The organism is Fervidobacterium sp. (assembly GCA_026419195.1).
Lineage (GTDB): Bacteria > Thermotogota > Thermotogae > Thermotogales > Fervidobacteriaceae > Fervidobacterium.
Genome location: JANZZV010000001.1, coordinates 75,001 through 96,363 on the forward strand (window position 1 = coordinate 75,001; position 21,363 = coordinate 96,363).

The window sequence follows — 21,363 nt, forward strand, 5'->3', positions numbered from 1 at the left end:
GTGAAAGTCATGGCTATCAAATTTGATAAAAGGGAAGTTTCTGGGAAACTTGTAGTTTCTATACATGGAGAGATTGATGCTTATCACTCTGGGGAGGTTAAGAAATTCTTAAAAGATGTCATTACAGAGACTAAACTGAGCAAGGTAGTGCTTGATATGTCCGAAGTTAACTACATAGACAGTGCTGGACTTGGGAGTCTTGTCGCATTGTACAAAGATGCCAGAATGGCGGAAAAGGAACTTATACTTGCAGCTCTTAAACAGACTGTAATGAGAATATTTGAAATGACAAGACTTGATAGGGTGTTTAAAATAGTTTCCACTGTAGAGGAGGCTTAATAAATTGTATTGCAAAATAGCAATAGACGGACCTGCCGGTTCCGGTAAAACTACTGTTGCAAAACTAATAGCCCAAAAATTAAATATTGACTATCTTGACACTGGTGCAATGTACCGAATAATAGGGCTTTACTTGCATAATCTGGGGGTTGATCCGAAGGAGAGTAACTTGGATGAGTTTTTAAAAGATTTAATCATCGACTATTCGAATGGTACATTTTATTTAAACGGTAAAAAGATTGAAGAGGAGATAAGAACTCCAGAAGCTGGAATGTATGCATCAATGTATGCGGCAAATCCACAAGTAAGAAAACATCTTACTAAGATGCAACAAGAAATATGTAAAAATAAGAGTATAGTAGCCGAAGGTAGGGATATAGGAACCGTAGTAATGCCTGATGCAAGGGTAAAGATATTCCTTGTTGCCTCACCGGAAATAAGGGCACAAAGACGTTACAAAGAACTAAAAGAAAAAGGGATAGACGTTAGTTACGATGAGTTACTTACCCAAATCAAAAAAAGAGACGAAAATGACTCAACTCGTGAAGTAGCACCATTAATAAAGCCACACGATGCAATAGAAATAGACACATCAAATTTGACAATAGAGCAAGTTGTAGAGAAAATATTACAGATTGTAAAAGAAAGGTGCTGTATATCATGAGTTTGGAAGTTGTAAAGGGACCAATAGGATTTTGCTTTGGGGTGAAAAATGCAATTGATGAGATAGTTAAACGTCTTGAAAATGGTGAGATATTATTCACAGATGGAGATATAGTACACAATAACAATGTACTCGAGAAACTTAAGATACTTGGATTAAGATATGAACCACAGGGCAACTGTCGATTTGTTGTAAGAGCACACGGCTTACCGCCAGATAAAATTGCTGAAATCAGTAAAAAATACGAAATAGTTGATTTAACATGTCCAATAGTTAGTGAAAACTTTAGATTGGCAACAAAGTTGTGTAATGACGGTTATCGTGTAGTTGTTTTCGGAAAGAAGGATCATCCTGAAATGATTGCATTATCAGGTTATGTAAATAACGCTATAGTTACAACTGAATCCTTAACTTTACCTGATGATAAGATTGCAGTAATTAGTCAAACCACAAGTTCGCAAGAAGATTTCGTCAAATTTGTTGAAGAAATGCATTCTAAAAATAGAGGAAAGGAAATAAAAGTATTAAACACGATATGCAAAGTTACAATCGATAGAGAAAAGGCTGTAAATCAGTTAGCTAAATTATGCAATTTAGTAATCGTTGTTGGTGGAAAAAATAGTTCAAATACAAAAAAACTGTACGAAATATCCTCAAAAATCACTTTGAGCTTGCACGTTGAAAATATCAAAGAGTTTATAAACAGTTTAAACGAAACAAACCTTGGAGAACTACTCAAAGATGAAAAAATAAAAGTTGGATTAATAAGTGGCACATCAACAGATTCAAGCGATGTTGACAAAATAGCTTCATACCTTATTGAAAACTACGGTGGGAGGGAACTTTACATGGCGGATTTGAACAACATCTCGAAGGAAGAGCTTCTTGAGAAAAACGTTGAAGATTCGTTCGAACAACTTCTGAGTGAATACGAAAGTACAAATCAGGTGGGAAGGGGAAGGATCGTTGAAGGTGTTGTAACACAAATTTCATCAACAGGTTTGGCTGTCGATCTTGGTGGAAAAGTTACTGGATTTGTGCCGTTAGAAGAACTTTTCAGAGAAATTAATGAGTATAAAGTTGGAGATAAGGTAAAGGCACGTGTGGAAAAAATAGACGAAAACGAAGGTACAGCAATACTTTCTGAAAAAAAGCCAATGGAAAGGTTTGTTCTTGAAGAAATAAGGAAAGCCAAAGAAAGTGGTAAAGCGGTTCATGGAAAGATAGTTGAACGTATAAAAGGAGGATACAAAGTAATTCTTGAAAACATCGTGGAAGCGTTTCTTCCAGGTAGTGAGTCAAACATAAAAGAAGATGAAGAAATACCAAAAGGAAAGGTTCAGTTTGCGGTTTTGTCTTTCGAAATCAGAGGTAGAAAAGCAAATATAGTGGTCTCAAGAAGGAAACTGTTCCAAAAATTAATTGAAGAATTTTACAACAATAGAAAGCCTGGAGATGTAATAGAAGGTATTGTTGAAGACGTAGATGAAAAAGGGGCAGTGATAAGAGTAGCTGGTGTTACGACTGGGTATATACCGAACAGCGAAATTTCTTACAACACTTCTGTAAAAGCAAAGGATGTATTGAACATAGGAAAAATAATGAAATTCTTAATAAAAGAGATAAACTCTGAAAAGAAAAGGCTAATACTCAGCTTGAAAGCTTTGTTGCCAGATCCATGGGAAAATGTACCTAAAAAATATCAAGTTGGTCAGATAGTAACCGGTGTTGTAACTTCAGTAAAGCCTTTCGGTTTCTTTGCCAAATTGGAAGATGGTGTTGAAGGATTCATTCCTATAGAGGAAGTTTTCTGGCAAAGAAAGGGAAACATTAATGAAGTCGTTAGTAACGGTGATTTTGTAAGACTACAAGTCTTGGAAGTTAACCCGGAAAAGCGTCAGATAAAGTTGAGCTACAAGAGTGTAATTGGTGATCCTTGGGAAAATTTATCAGCCAAAATGCCCGAAGGGAGTATAGCGCAAGGTAAGGTAATAAAGGTACTTCCAAAAGGAGTCATTATAGAAATAGAACCTGAAGTAACTGCCTTTTGTAACATTTCCGAGATCTCATGGAATTTCGTTGATAAAGTTGAAGATGTCATTAAAGAAAACACAATTGTTCGTTTTCAAATTCTTAACATAGATCGTAACAACAAAAGAATACACGTAAGTATTAGAAAAGCGATGCCAAATCCGTGGGAAAACTTTGCAAAAATTCACAAAGAAGGAGATGTCGTAAGAGCTAAAATTATAAAGTCTATGGAAAAAGGATACATTGGTCTTTGTGAAAACATAGAAGTATACATACCGAAATCACAAGTTTACGAAAACTTAAACTTAGGCGATGAAATAGATGGTAAAATAATAAAGCTTGAGCAACAAAAGGATATTTACAAAATTATAGTGAGTCCAAAAGCGTATGAACACTCTTTTGTTAACCAAGAGCGAAGTAGTGATTTTGGAAAGGTAAACGTGGAGGTAAAAATTCCGAATGACTCAAAAATTCAGAGAGAAAGTACCGACGGTGCTAATAGTAGGCAAGAGTAACGTAGGCAAGTCAACGCTTTTTAATAAATTGATAGGTAAAAGAAAATCAATAGTTGCAAACGAGGATGGAACAACACGTGACGCGGTCATAGACCGCGTCATTTGGTATGATAAGGTTTTTCAATTAGTTGATACATGTGGGATTTTTGAACAGCAGAAAGATGAGATATATGAAAAAAGTAAAGAGATGACGTTTAAAGTGCTATCAGAAGCAGCTCTTGTTTTATTTGTAGTGGATGGACGAAACGGACTCTCATCCGAAGATTTTACGATAGCAGATTTGCTTAGGAAGTCAAACGTTGAAGTGTTGCTAGTTGCGAACAAAGTTGAAAATGAGAAGATTTACCAAACGATTTTGCCTGACTTGTTTTCACTTGGATTTGGTAAACCATTTGAGGTGTCAGCTGAGCAAGGTAGAAATCTTGATGAATTGTTAGAAAACGTGATCTCGATTCTCGAGTCAAAAGGTTACGATCTGAGCATGGAGGAAGAGCAAAACATCGTAAGAGTTACGCTTGTTGGAAGACCAAATGCTGGCAAGTCTTCTCTTTTCAACATGTTGATCGACGAGGAAAGAGCACTTGTAACTCCCATCGCTGGTACAACGAGGGATATAATTGACGAACTTATAAAAATAGATCAAACAAATTATTTATTTGTGGACACAGCCGGATTACGTAAGAAAAGTAGGATAGAAAGTTTTTTAGAACGTGTAAGTACAATGCGAACAATAAATTCTATACAGCGCTCCGATGTGGTTGTGCTTGTCATAGACGCAACTGAAGGAATAACAAGGCAAGATCAGAGAATCGCAGGTTTGGCTGAAAAAAATGGAAAAGCAACAGTCATAGTTTTTAACAAATGGGACCTTGTAAAACATGCCGATAAGAGAATGAGTGATTACATAGACGAAGTCAAAGAAAAACTTTACTTCGTAGACTACAGCCCCGTAGTGTTCACAAGCGCTTTGCGTAAAATTGGTAAGAAAGAGTTGCTCATTGCAATAAATAAATCTTACAGTTCACTACACAAAAAAGTCCCAACAAGTGCAGTTAATAGTGCAATTCAACGTATGATTGTCAAGCCACCCCATGGTTTAAAGCTTTATTATGGTCTCCAGGTTGATATAAGACCCCCAACGTTTTTGTTTTTCGTTAACAATCCACAAGTGCCGGAAAGCTTTCAGAATGCTATAAGAAGAACGATTAGAGAGCAAGTTGATCCTTTCGCAGGTGCACCAATATTCTTAAAGTTTAAACAGAGGGAATAGGTATGGGGAATGAGAAGAATACGGATGAATTCTTAGCTGAGCTCGAAAATATGATAAAATCTGAGAAGGAGAAGGCCTGCCCAGAATGTCTTAAGTGTGGCTGGTGTTGCAAACATACGATATGTTATTATGGTGAGTGGGATTATGGAAAAAATCAATGTAAATTTTTAACGTCTGATAATCTTTGCAGTATGTACGAAGAGATAAAAAAATTGGAAGAAGAGATGAAATTAGAAATAAGACTGTTCGGTAGTGGCTGTTGTCTAAATTACGCAAATCCTGAGAGGATGAAATTGATTTCCAAATCCAGTGGGAAAAAGTGATAAATTAGTGTTTTCGAAAGGGGTTCAAATATGTACAGCACTCAGCAGTTAAAATCAATTATTTTGAAGAGAAATGCCCTTATATCAATTATTGTAACTGGATTATTCGTATTGTTTTTTTTCATATGGATCTACTGGTTTGTGAAACAAGATTCTCTGAAGAGTTTTGAAAATATCGATAACTCTTTCCAAAAGCTTATTTCCTCAGTATCTGAGAATTTATTTTTGACTGAAAAAGCAATAGAAGACCATATAAATGCCAATCTATCCTTGGCAATGCAGATCTTAAGTTCGAACAATTATAAAGAATCACTTGATCAGATAAAGAAAATATACGAAGTAAACTTGCCTGTAAGATATGTGGATATCGACATAATTTTGAGCAACAAGGATGGAAATGTAATTTCAAGCACAGGTTTTTATGCAAACTACGAAAAATTGCACTTTAAACCTACTCAAAATGGTAACAATAGCTTTCCTAAGTTCCTTTCTTTTCTACCTGGTACACGAAGATTAATCATGTACACCTGGTTCCCATTTAAAAGCGACTATATCGTTTTTGCATTTTACGTTGATCCAAAAATATACGCAAACATAGTAGAGGCATTTGTCAATGCGAAGATCGGGAACGTAAGAGAAATAGCAATCTATATTAACGAACAAGATCGGTGGGATAGTAGTGTAAAGAGTTTAGATAAATTCATAGCTTCTGGTATACAGAATGAAAAGGTTGTAAGCACTTTTTTAAATGTTCTATTTTACAAAAAATACACTCTTCATAAATACCAATCTGCAATTACACCGTTGTATCTAAGGGTTTCAATGAGCTATGTTGGTTACCTTTACATAAGTTTGTTGGTGGTTTTTACATTCATCTTAACAGTGTATATATTCACATATCTTTCCTCGAAATCGTCGATAGAACCATTCGCAACAGATTTAATTATGTTAAACACAGCTGTTAGTGAGATAGGAAACAGAGGTATACTACCACCCGCGGGTGATTTTAAGCTCTCAGAGTCTCAGCAATTTTATGAGACTCTATCCGCAATGCTTCAAGAACTCAGTGCAACGATGGAAGAACTTGAGGCAACAAACGAGGAGCTTGAAAAGGCTTACAATGATATTGCCAAAAAAAGTGAGGAGTTTAAGAGTTTGCTTCTGAACATATCCGAGCGACTTGCAATAATAGCGGAAGGATATGATGAAGACACAGGACAACATATTTACAGAGTCAAGTTGCTAAGTGGTTTTATCGCGGAAAAGTTGGGACTTGACGAAGAGCAAGTTCAACAGATTAAAATGTTTTCAAGTTTGCATGACATAGGTAAGATCTTTGTTCCGAAAGAAATTCTTCAAAAGCCAGGAAAGCTTACATCAGAAGAGTGGGACATTATGAGGCAACACACAATATTTGCAAAGAGGATACTCGACGTACCAGGTTTTGAAAGTGCGCTCAGTATCGCATTGTACCACCATGAAAACTACGATGGAACTGGATATCCTTTCGGTCTAAAAGAAAAAGAAATACCTATAGATGCTCATATAGTCAAACTTGTTGATGTTTACGATGCTCTTAGATCATCCAGGCCCTATAAAAAAGGATTTACACACGAAGAAACTCTCAAAATAATCCTCGAAGGTGATGGAAGAACTTCACCGGAACACTTTGCACCAGAGTTGCTTGAGGTACTCAAAACATATTCAGAAGATATCAGAATGCTTTGGGAAAGTATAAAGTAGATCATTAAAGTAGCTATGAAACTATGTTAGTTTAGTCGATATTGGCTCATATTGTTACGAACTGGTAATTTCAGAATGTCTTTTTTCGAAACTCTTTGTCTTTCTCTAACTCAGCAAATGCATCAAGTAGTGTTTTCTCGATCTTTTCATCTGTTTGCGGATTGAAAACTTTGAGTCCCAAAAACAATTTTGTTTCGATCCCAGACTTTGAAAGATTTTCTAATAATACTTTTCTAAACATCTCGATCATGAATGAGGCATATGAATACATTACAAGAATGTAGCTGTTCTCACTGTATTTGAACACAAAGTCACCAGGTCTTGTTATTTCAAATAGAGATTTTTCGAAAATTTCTGCTTGCGTTTCATTTAAGGCACCAATTTCAATTGCTAAAATGGAAATAGAATGTGATTCTCTTCTAGATAGTTCTTCGTATTTTCTTAGTAATTCCATTCCCAAGGTTCTTTCATATATTCCCTTTATTTTTTTATCTTCCTGAAGTTCGTAAGATGTGACGGTGTTTTCTTCACGTAGTTTTTCTAGAGCAGCATTGTACAACGCATTGATCTTTCTAATTCTTCGGACAAAAAGATAAACTACTAAGGCAAGTGTTACAGATGCAGCTATAAAAAGCAGAAACCAAACCGACAGCATACGGGGATGTGTTGTTTGCTTTAAAAAGTATGAGTTGAACATTCTATTCAGTTCCCCCGTTGAATTGAGGAAAATCAACTGCTTATCTATTTGCTCAAGTAGGATTGTGTTAGTATTTTTTTTAGTCGCAAATTTCAAGGGTACAGGTGAAAACACATAACTTGTTTGATAAACGTTTGGGAACTTTTCGCTGTTCACAAGGAAAGATAACCTGCTCACAACACCATACTTGAAATTACCCTCGTTGACTTCTCTAAGTACGTCATAATAAGTATCAAATTCCGTATACTCAACTTTAATGTTAAAACTTTCAAGTAACTCTTTAAACCTTTGATAATAAATATCTCCCCTGTTCGCAGCAATTCTCGCCCCGTCAAGCTCTCTTAGTTCCTTGAAATTAACACTTGATACAAGCACACCCCAATTCATTACAACAACTTCTTTGTTGAAACTGAAGTTTTCTTTTCTTTCCTTAGTTTCTGCTATAACCATCAACAGATCAATTTTCCCTTCTTTAAGTTGTTCCATAAGCTGGCTGAACTCACCAAACACGAATTCAAATTTGGAGGCCTCCTGTCCGAATGCTTGTTTGAAAATATCGACAAACAGTCCTTTGGGCACCCCTCCATCGTTGTAGCAAAGAGGATAATTATCGTAATAGCCTACTTTTAGAGAAAAAGATAAACCAAACAATAAGAACAGTTGCACAATTACAGAAATCCTGAGACTTTTCATATATTTCCCCCTTTCAAAAAATGAAAGATGGCAAAGTTATTTAATCAAATTATACCATATATTATACAAAAATTATCTTGACTAATCAAAGTTGTATGGTAAAATTCCAAACGTCGGGTACTGTCCAAAAATTCACACGCTTACCGTTTCCCACCTCGGTGCTCTTGCCTTTTTCAGTAAAAAAGGTTTAGAGTCGGTGGGTAAAGGTGGCGGAGGAAAAAACCAAATTGATGGAGGTGTATTTATGCCGGTAGCTACTATGAAACAACTTCTTGAAGCAGGTGTTCACTTTGGACACAGAACACAAAGATGGAACCCAAAGATGAAGCCGTATATCTATGGTGCAAGAAAAGGTATTTACATTATTGACCTTCAAAAGACTGTCAAATTATTGGACGAAGCTTACGATTTTGTTAGGGATGTTGCAAGTAAAGGAGGAACTATTCTTTTTGTGGGTACTAAAAAGCAAGCCCAGCAAGTTGTGAAAAATGAAGCTGAAAGATGCGGCGGATTTTACGTGAACAACAGATGGCTTGGAGGTCTTTTAACGAACTTCCAAACCATACAATCAAGAATCCAGAAACTTATTGAACTTGAAGAGATGGAATCAAATGGTGAGCTTGAAAAGCTTCCAAAAAAAGAGCAAAGTAAACTAAGAAAGACTCTCGATAAACTCAGAAAAAATCTCGGCGGTGTGAAAAGTATGAGAAGTCTTCCAGATGTCGTATTCATAGTCGATCCAAGAAAAGAAAAAATAGCAGTTGAAGAAGCAAATTACCTTGGTATACCAATTGTTGCAATGGTTGACACAAATTGTGATCCTGAACCTATCGATTACGTTATTCCATCAAATGATGATGCAATAAGGGCAATAGCACTTATAACCGCAAAGATAGCAGATGCCTATCTTGAAGGCAGGGAAGGTGTACCATACTCAACGCAAGAAGCCGTTGAAGAAACGACCGAGGAAATAGAAATTAATATCCCAGACAATCTTGATGAAGAAGAAATATAAAAAGAAAAAGTCCCCAAATTGGGGACTTTTTTTGTTTTTTGCTTTCAAAAAATAATTACAATTTCTTTTGTCTTAAATACGAATTGCCGAATAGGGCGATTAAAATAAGACACATTCCAACTATTTGAACAGACTTTATGGTTTCATGTCTTATTACGCTACCTGCCAGAACAGAAACTATAGTTGTAAGATTTGAAAACAATGAAGATACAGTCGGCGAAACTTTACTAAGCATGTAGTTCACCAAAAAGAATGCAACAGTTGAAGACAGCACACCAAGATAAAGTGCACCAATAACAACAGGAAAAGAAAGGTTCAAGGAAAACTGCCCTGTGGTTATACTGAGTAAAGTAAAAAATACAAATCCTGTTAACATCATAAAGAAGGTTATTTCTTCAGGCCTGAATTCTTCTGATAGTCTTCTTGAAGATATATTATAAAACGCTGCTGAAAAAACAGCTCCAAGGATCAATATTTTTCCTAAAAGTTCACCAGTAAGATTTACATCAAAACCGATAATCAATACTACTCCGAAAAAGCTCATGAACGCAAAAATAATCTGATACCATTTTATCTTTTCTTTTAATGTCAAGGGACTTAGAATCATCACAGTTATTGGTATCATCGCAATAAGCATACCTGCTTCTGATGAGGTTGTATATTTCAATCCGTTTGTCTCGAATATAAAATACAAAACAGGTTGGAAGATAGCAACGCGCCATAATTTCCAGTAAGGTTTTTTACTTAGCCTCACAATTTTAAGTACAAGTAGTATGACCATTACTACACTTGCTACGAAAAATCTGTACGAAAGAAAAGTATAGACTGTTACGTGCTCAATGCTGTTCTTGGTGAAAAGGAACGACAAGCCGAATATAAAAGAAACACAAAGACCTGAAAGAAATACCTTTATACTCAAACTTTTCACTCTCCAAGCAAAAATTAATATATTTCAATACAAAATTATGAAAATATGCCTCCCTTTCATTTTTCAAACCTTTCCTGCCAAAGTTTTTTATAAATATCAGCTAATTTTCCTTCCTTCGATATATTTCGTGGGTTGTAAATTCTGTCTGTTATTTGTTGCGGTAGATATCTTTGTTTGATGAATCCTCCGTATTCGTGTGGATATTTGTATCCACTATCTTCAACGTTAAGCAAATGCCTGGGTACTGGAATATTGGCTGTTAAGCGTGCGACTTCTAAAGCTTTGCTGACAGCCTCGTAACTTGAATTACTCTTAGGAGCTAATGAAAGGTATATCACACACTCAGATAAATTAATGACACATTCTGGAAGCCCAACACTTTCAACGGCTTGCATCGTTGCTGTTGCCAGAACTAATGCAAAGGGATCTGCTAATCCGACATCTTCACTGGCTAATATCACAAGTCTTCTTGCGATAAACCTTGGATCTTCTCCACCGTTTAACATGCGAGCCATATAGTATAACGCGGCATCTGGATCACTACCTCTAATACTCTTAATGAAAGCAGATGCAAGGTTGTAATGTTCAGAATCAGTGTATTTTGTTACGTATTCACCAACATACATCTCATAAACAGTATCATCGATCACGTCTTTTCCACTCACCTTTGCCATATTTGAAAGTAGTTCATAAGTGTTTAAAAGAAATCTTGCATCTCCATTAGCCGATGCTATGATACTCTCTTTAACGCTTTGTTTTACATCTACGCCTAATCTATTCACAGCATTTTGCAAGATCGTATCTAACTCGCTTGGTGAAAGTTTTTTGAATCTCAAGACTCTACATCTTGACAAAAGTGCAGGATTTATTGTGTATTGTGGGTTCTCCGTTGTGGTGCCAAAAAGTATATATGTTCCTGTTTCAACACCTGGCAAGAAGACATCTTGTTGCTTTTTATTGAATCGGTGAAGCTCATCTATGAACAACACTACCTTCTTTATGCCTCTCATACTATAAGCGTATCTTTCCCACTTTTTAACGTCCTCAACAGAAGTGAATGCGGCATTAAGGTGAACAATTTCATAATCTGTGTACTTTCTTAACAAACCCAAAACCGATGTTTTTCCACTACCAGGTGGTCCAACAAGTATAGCAGAAAATAAATTACTTGCTTCAATTGCTATACGCAAAAGAGCACCTTCACCAAGAAGGTGCTCTTGACCTATGAAATTTTCAAACGAATTAGGCCTGAGTATTTCGCTTAAACCATTCAACAGTTCTCTTCAACCCCTCTTCAAGAGAGTGCTTAGGTTCCCATTTAAGTTCTATCCATGCCCTGTTATAACAAAGCACACTTTTTCTTATATCACCTTTTCTATGTGGACCGTAGATTGGATCTTTTTTGTATCCAGTCAGCTTTTTAAGTATCTTGAATAACTCATTTGTTGTTGTTCCAGTTGCTGTACCTATGTTTATAACAAGTCCATCTCCTTTTTCCATAGCCTTTATATTCGCATCTACAACATCTTCGACGTAAATGTAATCCCTTGTGTACTCTCCATCTCCGAATATGGTGCACTCTTCATTTTTCAACATTCTGGAGGTAAATATTGCAACAACACCTGCTTCTCCGTACGGATCTTGTCTCGGTCCATATACATTTCCGTATCTTAACACGGTGTATTTTAAACCAAATTCCTTGCTAAAAAATCTCAAATAATTTTCGACGGAAAGCTTTGCTATTCCGTATGGGGACATTGGCTGTGGAAAGACACTCTCTGGTGTTGGAAAGACTTTTACATCTTCGCCGTATATTGCTCCACCGGTTGAAGAAAATATAAATTTTCTGACTCCATTCTCAATAGAAGCCTTTATAAGATTGATGCTACCAATTATATTCCAATTTGCATCCTTTATTGGGTCTTTGACCGATATTGCGACACTTGCTTGAGCTGCAAGATGGAAAACGTATTCAAATTTTTCAGAAGAAAAAAGTTCGTTCACCTTTTCCGTGTCGTATATGTCCATTTCTATAAACTTAGCTCTAGGGTTTACATTTTCTCGCTTGCCAGTTGAGAGGTTGTCAATGACAACAACATCGTGTCCTAATTCCACAAGTTTATCTGCTACATGTGAACCGATAAATCCAGCACCACCTGTTACAAGTACTTTACTCATATACTTCATCCTCCTTAATTTTCTCTTTTAACTTAAGTACTTCTTCGGGTATTTCAAGATTCATTCTTTGTTCTTTAATGAATTGTTCAAGTTCTTTTGCTTTATCAACGGTGAAATCAATAAGTATAGAGTAAAACTTTCTGAGCTTTCTCCTGGTTTCTTGGTCTAGATCATACACAATAAGACTTGCTATTTGCTCAGCCTTTTTTTCTGGCACACCAACGACGTACATGAAGAAATATTTTATCCTCGATTCACCTGATCTAAGCATTTGGGCAATTCTTAATCCACGTGTTGTTAGCTTGACAAAACCGTACCTTTTATGATCGACAAGACCAAGTTCTACAAGTTTTTTAACCGCATTGGTTGCACTTGCATAAGACACGTTCTTACTACGTGCTATGTCTGAAATTCGTGCCACACCTTCTTTTTCTACTAAAGTATATATAGTGGATACGTAACTCATGACAGTTGGTGTTAACTTTGTTTCATGCCTTGATTCGTTTTTCACATTACTTTCCTCCCTGATCGTTACCGTCTTCAACGTTTTTATCAATATCAATTTTTACACCATTTATCTCATTTACAAACATATCATAATATTTCTTAACCTTCTTAATATCTTGCCATGTTAAATCTTTTGGACTGCCTTTTTCTTTCGACGGATTTCTGAGCAAATAACTTGGATGAAACATCGGAAAGATTATTATCTCACCTTTCCATATTATTTGCTTTCCTCTAATCTTTGTTATAGACTCTTCTTTCCCAAGAAAAAACGAAGCAGCTGTACTACCAAGAGGTACAATCATCCGAGGATTTATAAGCTGAATTTGAGCTATTAAATAATGAGAACAGGTTTGAATTTCCATAGAATTTGGTACTCTGTTATTAGGGGGTCTGCATTTGACAACGTTAGTAATATATACCTCCTCACGCTTTATATTTACAGATTCTAAAATCTTCGTTAGTAATTGTCCAGCTTTGCCTACAAACGGTCTTCCTTGGTTGTCTTCTTCTTCACCAGGACCTTCCCCGACAAACATGATTGGTGAATATATATTACCTTCGCCAGGTACAGCATTTTTTCTTAATAATCCAAGTGGACAACTTTGGCATTCTCTTATCCTATCTTCAATAACCTTCATTAATTCTTCCTTTTTCATCAAACACACCTCTGAAAAAAGATTTGCAAATGCCGAATAAAAAACGATAGAATTGTAGCTTAACAATGTTTAGCTAACAATTTTATTATATCATAAAACTTTGAAAAATAGCAAGTTTTTGTTTTTTGTTTTTTTGATCAAACATAGTTTATAGATTAAAATGGCACTGTCCGATAAAAGACAGTGCCAAATTGTTTTACTAAGTTAAAAAATGTTAAGTCAGACTTTCAACCTATTCTTCAACAAGAACGCCAAGAAATTGACTTTTATACATATTCGCATAAAAGCCGCCTCTACTAAGAAGCTCAGAATGCTTACCTACTTCTACTATCTTTCCTTCGTTGATAACAATTATCATATCGGCGTTTTTAATGGTAGATAATCTGTGTGCAACTACAAACGATGTTCTACCCTTCAATAAATCTTTCATAGCCTTTTGTATGTAAATTTCCGTTAACGTATCCACGTTGCTTGTAGCTTCATCTAATATAAGCACGTCGGGATCAGCCAAAAAAGCACGGGCAATGGTAATTAATTGCTTTTCTCCTTGTGATATGTTCGATGAATCTTCACTGATAATTGTTTCATAACCTTTTGGCATAGCCATTATGAAATGGTGAACATGTGCCATTTTAGCTGCTTGTACAATCTGTTCATTGGTAGCATCTTCTTTGCTGTAGGCAATGTTTTCCTTTATAGTTCCAGAGAAAAGCCAAGTGTCTTGCAAGACCATTCCGAAGTGCCTCCTAAGATTAGATCTTTTTATATCCCTGATATCAATACCATCGATCGTTATTTTTCCACCCTGTATTTCGTAAAATCTCATCAATAAGTTAACTAAGGTGGTTTTTCCAGCACCAGTTGGACCTACAATAGCAACCATTTGTCCACTTTTAACGTCTATATTAAAGTTTTCTATAAGTGGCTTATCTGGAAGGTAGCTAAATCTAACATTTTCGAATCTTATGTTTCCATCCACTTTCTCCAATTCTATTGCGTTTTCTTTATCTGGTATTTCTTCTTTTTCTTCTAAAATCTCGAATACTCTTTCCGAAGCAGCGAGTGTTGATTGTATCATATTAACTATGTTGGCTATTTGTATTATTGGTTGGTTGAATTGCCTTGAATATTGTATAAAAGCCTGTACATCACCTATGGTAATCTGCTTTTTGTTAACCAACACACTTCCACCAACAGCGACTATAATGTACCCTAAATTTGCTATAAAGTTCATCAACGGCATAATTATTCCACTTATGAATTGTGCCTTTTTGCTCTCTTTGTATAACTCTTCATTGGTCATCTCGAATTTTTCTATCTCGTCCTTTTCTCGACCATAAGCTTTAACAACTAAGTGACCGCTGTAAACTTCTTCTATCTGTCCGGTGAGTTTTCCAAGTAATCTTTGCTGACCGCTGAAGTACTTTTGAGAATGTTTGGCAGTAAACATGACCGCAATAGCACTCATAGGTAGTGTCACAAGTGTCAATAAGGTTAGCAAACCATTTATAGTTATCATCATATATGTAATACCAAATATTGTAACTACACCCGATATAAACTGTGTTAGACTCTGTTGTAGAGTATTACTTATAAGATCAATGTCATTTGTCACGCGACTTATTATGTCACCATGTGATCTTTGATCGTAAAAACTCAGAGGCAACTTTTTGAGTTTCTCGTTTATATCTTCCCTCATTTTTCTTACTATCTTTTGGGTTATTCCTGCCATTATATAGCCTTGGAGAAAATTTAGCAACGCAGATATTCCATAAAGTATTGCTACCGTTGAAAGCACGGAAGATATTTTTTCGAAATTCATTTTCGTATTCAAAAATCCAGAAAATGGGGTTTTTCTTATCATTATGACCCTAAATATTTCCGTTGTTGCTTCTCCCATTATTTTTGGAGCTTTTATCGTGAGAACAGTCGCAAGGATAGTAAGAATAAAAACTAATGTAATTCCAATATAGTATGGTTTCAAATAACTCATTAGTTTTTTGAATGATTTTTTGAAATCTTTTGGTTTTTCTGCGAGCCTTGCGAACCCAGGTCCTCCAGGTCCCATTGGTCGTAATCTTTGTTGTCTTTGAAGGCGTTCTTTGTCTGCTAAGTTTTTGTTTTCCACTCTTATCACCTCACTTTTGTAATTCTGTTTCTTCTTTTGAGAGTTGTGAATAGACTATCTCCCTGTAGGTTTCGCATTCATTAAGTAAATCTTCGTGGGTACCAATTCCTACGATCTCCCCATCTTTCAAAACAATTATTTGATCAGCGTTCATGATAGTAGCAACTCTTTGAGCAACTATTATAACGGTTGCATCTTTGGTTTCTTTAAACAATTTGCTTCTAATCTTACCATCTGTTTTGAAATCTAATGCACTAAAAGTATCGTCGAATAGATAAATCTTGGGTCTTCCAGCTATAGCCCTTGCGATGGATATTCTTTGTTTTTGCCCACCTGATAAGTTTAAGCCTCCTTGTTCAATTTTGTATTCCAGTCCCTCAGGATATTTACTTGAAAATTCTGTAACTTGTGCAATCTCAGCTGCGTGATTTATCATATCATCTGTAATCCATTCGCGTCCGAATCTTATATTCTCTTTAATGCTACCTGAAAATATAATAGCTTTCTGCGTGGCATAACCTATTTGGCGACGTAAGATGTCGAAAGGAATTTCTCTAATATCTACACCATCGAGCTTAATATTTCCAGAAACTGGGTCATAGAATCTTACTATCAAATTCAAGAGCGTAGATTTTCCACAGCCTGTTGCACCAACTACTGCAGTAACTTTTCCAGGTAGTGCCTTAAACGAAATATTCTTTAAAACTGGTTCACTTGCACCTGGATATGAAAAAGTAACATTGTCAAATTCAACAACACCTTGTAAATCAATGGTTTTTGAATATTTTAATGAACTTGTACTTTGTTTTATCTTAGGTTCAGTTTCAAGTATCTCTTTTATTCTTTGAGATGAAACACTCGCTCGAGGAAGAAAGATAAAAACAACAGAGATCATAATAAATGAAAACATTATTTGCATAACATACTGCATTACCGCCATCATTTGACCAACTTGCAGTATTCCTTTATCGATTTGTTTGGCACCGAACCATATTATGGCAATAATAGTCAGATTCATTATTATCATCATATAAGGAAAAAGCAAGGAACCTATTCTATTAACGGTAAGAGATGTTTTGATAAGATCAAAATTCGCTGTTCTGAATCTTTCCATTTCCTTGTCTTCCTTATTAAATGCCCTGATTACTCTAATACCAGTAACACGTTCCCTTACAACAAGATTCAACTTGTCTATTTTTCTTTGTATACTTTTAAACAAAGGAGCAATGATTATTGCAATTATCCCCAGCCCAGCAAGCATTACGGGAACAGATATTAACAATGTAGCCGTTAATTTTGCATCTTTTTGGACAGCCATAAAAATTCCGCCAATTGCCATGATTGGTGCCATTACAACCATTCTAAGTATCATGACAACTGCCTGTTGTATTTGCATAACATCGTTTGTTGTACGTGTTATCAACGACGATGTAGTAAATTTGTCTACTTCTTCTAAGGAAAATGAAGTAACTTTTGTAAATACCGCATTTCTCAGATCTTTACCTAATCCCATACTGACTACAGACGAGGTATAACTCGCCACGACAGCTGCCAAGACACTCAAAAAGGAAACAACTAACATCCTTCCACCTGTGCGCCAGATGTAATTGTCATCACCTCTAACAATTCCCTTGTCTACAATATCCGACATTAAATCTGGAAGATAAAGTGATATTATTGATTGAACTGCTACTAGAGAAATAGTCACAACTATGAGTAGCCAATACTTAAAAATAAACTTGCTTAACATGCGTCATCACCTGCCTTTTTCTGTTCGAATTGTTCATCAATCTTTCTTCTTAGTTTGTCTATTAACTCTTCCAACTGTTTTTGCTCAGATTCTGTTAGCCCGCTTATCAATAAAGTTTCTATTTGTCTAATAGTTTTATGCACAGATTCCAAAACTTCTTGCGCTTTTGACGACAGATAAACTCGTGAAATCCGTCTGTCTTTTACATCTTCTTCACGATAAACAAGTTTATTCTTTTCCATTCTCTTCAACATTACTGCAACAGTTCCTGGTTCCACATCCATGAGCTTTGAAATGTCTCGCTGGCTTATTCCTGGATGGTTTTGAATCAAAAACAGCATTGGAATCTGCCCAGGGTGTATCGAATACGTTCTTGAGATACTCTCGTTAATAATCTTGAATATCTTCCTTTGTAAAACACTCATCTTGTAAAGAATACTGTTTTGATCTACAATGCCTTTCAAATTAAACACCTCTCTTTTCATAAAGTTAATAATAGTTATACGTATAATAGTTATACGTATAATTATATTACAACACTTGGTTTTGTCAAGCTGCATTATGAAATGGAATTCTGAATTTATCTGGAAAATGCAGAAGGATGTGGTATAATTATTTTCAGTGGTGAGTATTTCAGATTGAGGGACCTTTTATGGCGAGATGGATTTTGGTTCTGATAGGTACGTTTGGAATATTTTTACTTATTTTCTCACTTCTTAATTTACGTAACTTGTTTGAGCAAGTGAACAGTACTACGGTAAGCTTGGTAATTGATAGTTGCAAAATTAACGGTATAACTATGCTATGTCAGGCGCGATTGGTTGTAAGTTCGTCATTGATGTACGATGTTGAGCTGGCTCAGTTGAGATTAACTGATTTGTCAGGTAAATATATCGATTCTTGGAGTGGAGAAGTTAGAGATAGAAATAATTTCACAATTTCTTTTTCAAAAAATGAATTATTTAGGAATAAATCCGAGAAATTTTTAATAGATGGTTTTGTTAAAGTTAATTTTTTGATAGGTAAAAACGGATTGAAAATCAATTTGCCTGTGAAAGCTGAGGTGTCAGCTGTTGGAAGAAAGGAATGATTTGAGAATAGACAGAATTGTTTCGCCGGAAAAAACAGGCTACGATGTTTATTCGTTGAGACCAAGGTTTTTATCAGAATACATCGGGCAAGAAAATATAAAAGAAAGATTAAAACTTGCTATACAAGCATCTAAGATTCGTGGAGAGCAGCTTGATCACATTCTTTTGGCAGGACCACCTGGTCTTGGAAAGACAACGCTTGCTGGTATAATAGCGAATGAGTTAAGTACAAACATACATGTCACAAGTGGTCCAATATTGGAAAAGCAAGGTGATCTTGCTGCTATATTGACGAATTTGGAAGCTGGTGATGTACTTTTTATAGATGAAATTCATAGGATGAACAGAAGTGTTGAAGAAATCCTCTATTCAGCGATGGAAGATTACCAGATAGATATAATGATAGGCAAAGGACCGGCTGCTCGCTCAATAAGGGTAGAACTTCAACCGTTTACATTGATTGGTGCAACAACGCGCAGTGGACTTTTGACCTCGCCATTGCGTAATCGATTTGGAATGATATTCGAAATGAGCTTTTACACAGAAGAAGAGTTAATGCTTATAATAATAAGAGCAGCTGAAGTTTTAGGAACCACAATCAGCCAGGATGCTGCTTTGTCCATTGCAAAACGTTCGAGAGGAACACCTCGAATTGCAATTAGATTGTTGAAAAGGGTGCGTGATTTAAGTACTGTTAAAGGAACTTGGGAAGTCGATTCAACAATAGTAGAGGAAGTCATGGGTTTACTAGGTGTAGATGAATACGGGCTCGATGAGATGGACAGAAAGCTTCTGAGGACTGTTATAGAAGTTTACAATGGCGGTCCTGTCGGTTTAAAAGCCTTAGCTGCTTCACTTGGAGTTACTGAAGATACCATTTCCGAAGTTTATGAACCATTTTTGTTGCAAAATGGTTTCATTGCCAGGAGCGCAAGGGGTAGGGTTGCAACTGAGAAGGCTTACAGGTATCTTGGTTACAGTCGTTTAGGAGGTTTGTTTGATGGATTCAATGATGTTGCGAAATGAGATAAAGTCAAGATACGAAAAAGTGTTAAATGTTGTGAAGGAATGTGCTAAGAAGGCAAACAGAAACTTTGAAGAGATCAAAATAGTAGCAGTAACCAAGGCACATCCTGTTTCCGTGATTCGAGAGGCATTGAGTGCTGGTCTTAGAATATTTGGAGAAAACTACGCGCAAGAACTTAGGGATAAGGTAAAAGAATTGAAAGAATATGATATAGAATGGCATTATATCGGACGTATACAAACTAACAAATTAAAATACATTGTTCCCGTTTCAGAAATTATTCATTCGATTTATCGCGAAGAGGAACTTGTTGAAATAAACAAAATTTCTAAAAAGATTGGAAAAGTCCAATCTGTGCTCATAGAGGTAAATGTGTCAGCAGAAGAGAGTAAGGCTGGTGTAAGACCTGAAGATGTTGAAAGTTTATTGGAGTTTTCTAAAATGCTTGAAAACGTAAGGATAATAGGATTGATGACTATAGCGCCGTTTATTGAACCTGAGAAAACAAGGGGGTATTTTAAAACTTTGCGTGAATTGAGAGATAGGCTTTCACTTAGATATCCAACCATTAAAGAACTTTCGATGGGAATGAGTAATGATTATTGGGTTGCTGTTGAAGAGGGTAGTACTATATTGAGAATAGGTACAGCTATATTTGGTGAGAGGAGGAAATGAACTTATGTTCGTACTTGGGAACTTCTTCTCAGCTACAGGATATGTTTTAAGAGTGGCTATAAATTTTGAAATCGTTGTAATAATTGTGGCTTCGATACTTAGTTGGATTCCAGGAGCGTATTCTTTCAGGTTTTACCAAGCACTTCGAGAAATTGCGGATATCGTTGAGAGACCTATGAGAAGGTTAATACCTCCATTTGGTTACATAGATATAACCCCTTTAATTGCCATTCTTGTGCTTATATTTTTGGATCGGTTCCTTGCTCAGTCACTTATTGAACTTGGGTGGAGACTGAGATAACTTATGCACGAAAACCTTAGAATAGGCATATTTTACAGAATAGATTATGTGGAATCTGCAAAGCTTGTTCTTGATAAGTTGATAACTCATTTTGAGGTTAAGCATTTCACAGATTCGACCTTAGAATTTGAAGAGGAGAAGTTTCCTGTCGATTTGACCATTGTTGTTGGTGGAGATGGTAGTGTTCTACGTACACTTAAAAAGGTCAAAACACCTGTGATAGGTATAAAAGCAGGACGGCTTGGTTTTTTCTCCGGATATTTACTTAGTGAAATAGATAAACTTATTGAAGATATTAAAACTTGGAGTTTCGTCGAGGACAAAAGATGGATGTTAAGGATAGAAACATCTAAAGGTGTTTATTTTGCTATCAATGATGCGGTACTTCAAAAGGATATAAGACAAAAGATCCTTGATTTTGATGTAAGGATGACTGATGGTACATTTTACTATCATGCTGATGGTATCGTTATAAGTACTCCGACAGGTTCATCTGCTTACTCTCTTGCTCTCGGTGGTCCAATTATGTTACCAAACGTCGAAGCGTTCGAAATAACGCCGATTGCACCACAGTTTCTTGCAACAAGAAGTTTAGTAATACCAAGTTCCGAAAAAATATCAGTTTTTGTTAACGAAAGGGCTAGCTTGATTGTAGACGGTGATGTTGTCGAGCAAACTGATGTCATAAACGTAAGAAAGTGTACAAGGAGTGTGGTATTACTAAGACCAAAATCTTATGATTTCTCCACCTCGATAAAGGATAAGATTGGATACGGTAAGAAGATCTTAGGGAATGGAATGTAATTAACTTGGTCAAAAATGATTTAGAAGG

21 protein-coding genes are annotated in these 21,363 nt (G+C 35.9%); 12 read left to right on the forward strand and 9 right to left on the reverse strand.

Annotated elements, in window-relative coordinates; all coding sequences use genetic code 11:
* Positions 1 to 9 precede the first annotated feature (9 nt).
* The 6 genes from N2Z58_00320 to N2Z58_00345 are packed head-to-tail and all read left to right on the forward strand — an operon-like array spanning position 10 to position 6,885.
* Positions 10 to 339, forward strand: coding sequence for an STAS domain-containing protein (locus N2Z58_00320; GenBank protein MCX7653113.1), 330 nt, complete (start codon positions 10 to 12; stop codon positions 337 to 339).
* Positions 340 to 343: 4 nt separating this feature from the next.
* Positions 344 to 1,003, forward strand: a complete 660-nt coding sequence (cmk, locus tag N2Z58_00325) for a (d)CMP kinase (protein MCX7653114.1) — start codon at positions 344 to 346, stop codon at positions 1,001 to 1,003.
* Positions 1,000 to 3,549, forward strand: a complete 2,550-nt coding sequence (locus N2Z58_00330) for a bifunctional 4-hydroxy-3-methylbut-2-enyl diphosphate reductase/30S ribosomal protein S1 (protein ID MCX7653115.1) — start codon at positions 1,000 to 1,002, stop codon at positions 3,547 to 3,549. Before cmk ends, N2Z58_00330 begins: the two co-directional genes overlap by 4 nt.
* Positions 3,494 to 4,819 carry a ribosome biogenesis GTPase Der gene (gene der, locus N2Z58_00335; GenBank protein MCX7653116.1) on the forward strand — a complete coding sequence of 442 codons (1,326 nt, stop codon included), beginning with the start codon at positions 3,494 to 3,496 and terminating at the stop codon, positions 4,817 to 4,819. The genes N2Z58_00330 and der overlap by 56 nt, the downstream gene beginning before the upstream one ends.
* A gap of 2 nt (positions 4,820 to 4,821) precedes the next feature.
* Positions 4,822 to 5,142 carry a hypothetical protein gene (locus tag N2Z58_00340; GenBank protein MCX7653117.1) on the forward strand — a complete coding sequence of 107 codons (321 nt, stop codon included), beginning with the start codon at positions 4,822 to 4,824 and terminating at the stop codon, positions 5,140 to 5,142.
* A 30-nt stretch (positions 5,143 to 5,172) separates the two neighbouring features.
* Positions 5,173 to 6,885: an HD domain-containing protein gene (locus N2Z58_00345; protein ID MCX7653118.1), complete on the forward strand. Its 1,713-nt coding sequence runs from the start codon at positions 5,173 to 5,175 to the stop codon at positions 6,883 to 6,885.
* A gap of 70 nt (positions 6,886 to 6,955) precedes the next feature.
* Here N2Z58_00345 and N2Z58_00350 read toward each other — a convergent pair whose 3' ends face one another.
* The gene (locus N2Z58_00350; protein MCX7653119.1) at positions 6,956 to 8,275 is read right to left on the reverse strand and encodes a transporter substrate-binding domain-containing protein; all 1,320 of its coding nucleotides are present in this window, start codon (positions 8,273 to 8,275) and stop codon (positions 6,956 to 6,958) included.
* A gap of 244 nt (positions 8,276 to 8,519) precedes the next feature.
* Between N2Z58_00350 and rpsB the strand changes: the two genes are divergently transcribed.
* The gene (gene rpsB, locus N2Z58_00355; protein MCX7653120.1) at positions 8,520 to 9,290 is read left to right on the forward strand and encodes a 30S ribosomal protein S2; all 771 of its coding nucleotides are present in this window, start codon (positions 8,520 to 8,522) and stop codon (positions 9,288 to 9,290) included.
* A 55-nt stretch (positions 9,291 to 9,345) separates the two neighbouring features.
* Here the strand turns inward: rpsB and N2Z58_00360 are convergent, their stop codons facing one another.
* From N2Z58_00360 to N2Z58_00395, 8 genes are all read right to left on the reverse strand, one after another.
* Entirely contained in the window at positions 9,346 to 10,209 is an 864-nt protein-coding gene (locus N2Z58_00360) for a DMT family transporter (protein MCX7653121.1), read from the reverse strand.
* 65 nt (positions 10,210 to 10,274) lie between these two features.
* Positions 10,275 to 11,492, reverse strand: a complete 1,218-nt coding sequence (locus N2Z58_00365; protein ID MCX7653122.1) for a replication-associated recombination protein A — start codon at positions 11,490 to 11,492, stop codon at positions 10,275 to 10,277.
* A complete protein-coding gene (locus N2Z58_00370; GenBank protein ID MCX7653123.1) occupies positions 11,461 to 12,396 on the reverse strand; it encodes an SDR family oxidoreductase in 936 nt (311 codons plus the stop codon). The genes N2Z58_00365 and N2Z58_00370 overlap by 32 nt, the downstream gene beginning before the upstream one ends.
* On the reverse strand, positions 12,389 to 12,907 hold the full coding sequence (locus tag N2Z58_00375) for a metal-dependent transcriptional regulator (protein MCX7653124.1): 519 nt from the start codon (positions 12,905 to 12,907) through the stop codon (positions 12,389 to 12,391). The genes N2Z58_00370 and N2Z58_00375 overlap by 8 nt, the downstream gene beginning before the upstream one ends.
* A 1-nt stretch (position 12,908) precedes the next feature.
* Complete coding sequence (locus tag N2Z58_00380) at positions 12,909 to 13,562, reverse strand: uracil-DNA glycosylase (GenBank protein ID MCX7653125.1); 654 nt, start codon at positions 13,560 to 13,562, stop codon at positions 12,909 to 12,911.
* Between the two features lie 229 nt (positions 13,563 to 13,791).
* Positions 13,792 to 15,627 (reverse strand): ABC transporter ATP-binding protein/permease, encoded by a 1,836-nt coding sequence (locus N2Z58_00385; protein MCX7653126.1) that lies wholly within the window; start codon positions 15,625 to 15,627, stop codon positions 13,792 to 13,794.
* 70 nt (positions 15,628 to 15,697) lie between these two features.
* A complete protein-coding gene (locus tag N2Z58_00390) occupies positions 15,698 to 17,437 on the reverse strand; it encodes an ABC transporter ATP-binding protein/permease (GenBank protein MCX7653127.1) in 1,740 nt (579 codons plus the stop codon).
* A complete protein-coding gene (locus N2Z58_00395; GenBank protein MCX7653128.1) occupies positions 17,431 to 17,901 on the reverse strand; it encodes a MarR family transcriptional regulator in 471 nt (156 codons plus the stop codon). Before N2Z58_00395 ends, N2Z58_00390 begins: the two co-directional genes overlap by 7 nt.
* Before the next feature lie 188 nt (positions 17,902 to 18,089).
* Between N2Z58_00395 and N2Z58_00400 the strand changes: the two genes are divergently transcribed.
* Genes N2Z58_00400 through N2Z58_00420 form a run of 5 tightly spaced genes read left to right on the forward strand, consistent with a single transcriptional unit; the run spans position 18,090 to position 21,335 of the window.
* On the forward strand, positions 18,090 to 18,527 hold the full coding sequence (locus N2Z58_00400) for a hypothetical protein (protein ID MCX7653129.1): 438 nt from the start codon (positions 18,090 to 18,092) through the stop codon (positions 18,525 to 18,527).
* 7 nt (positions 18,528 to 18,534) lie between these two features.
* A complete protein-coding gene (ruvB, locus tag N2Z58_00405) occupies positions 18,535 to 19,554 on the forward strand; it encodes a Holliday junction branch migration DNA helicase RuvB (GenBank protein ID MCX7653130.1) in 1,020 nt (339 codons plus the stop codon).
* Positions 19,529 to 20,230, forward strand: coding sequence for a YggS family pyridoxal phosphate-dependent enzyme (locus N2Z58_00410; protein ID MCX7653131.1), 702 nt, complete (start codon positions 19,529 to 19,531; stop codon positions 20,228 to 20,230). The genes ruvB and N2Z58_00410 overlap by 26 nt, the downstream gene beginning before the upstream one ends.
* A 4-nt stretch (positions 20,231 to 20,234) precedes the next feature.
* Positions 20,235 to 20,531: a YggT family protein gene (locus N2Z58_00415; protein ID MCX7653132.1), complete on the forward strand. Its 297-nt coding sequence runs from the start codon at positions 20,235 to 20,237 to the stop codon at positions 20,529 to 20,531.
* A 3-nt stretch (positions 20,532 to 20,534) separates the two neighbouring features.
* Positions 20,535 to 21,335: an NAD(+) kinase gene (locus N2Z58_00420; GenBank protein ID MCX7653133.1), complete on the forward strand. Its 801-nt coding sequence runs from the start codon at positions 20,535 to 20,537 to the stop codon at positions 21,333 to 21,335.
* Positions 21,336 to 21,363: the final 28 nt, after the last annotated feature.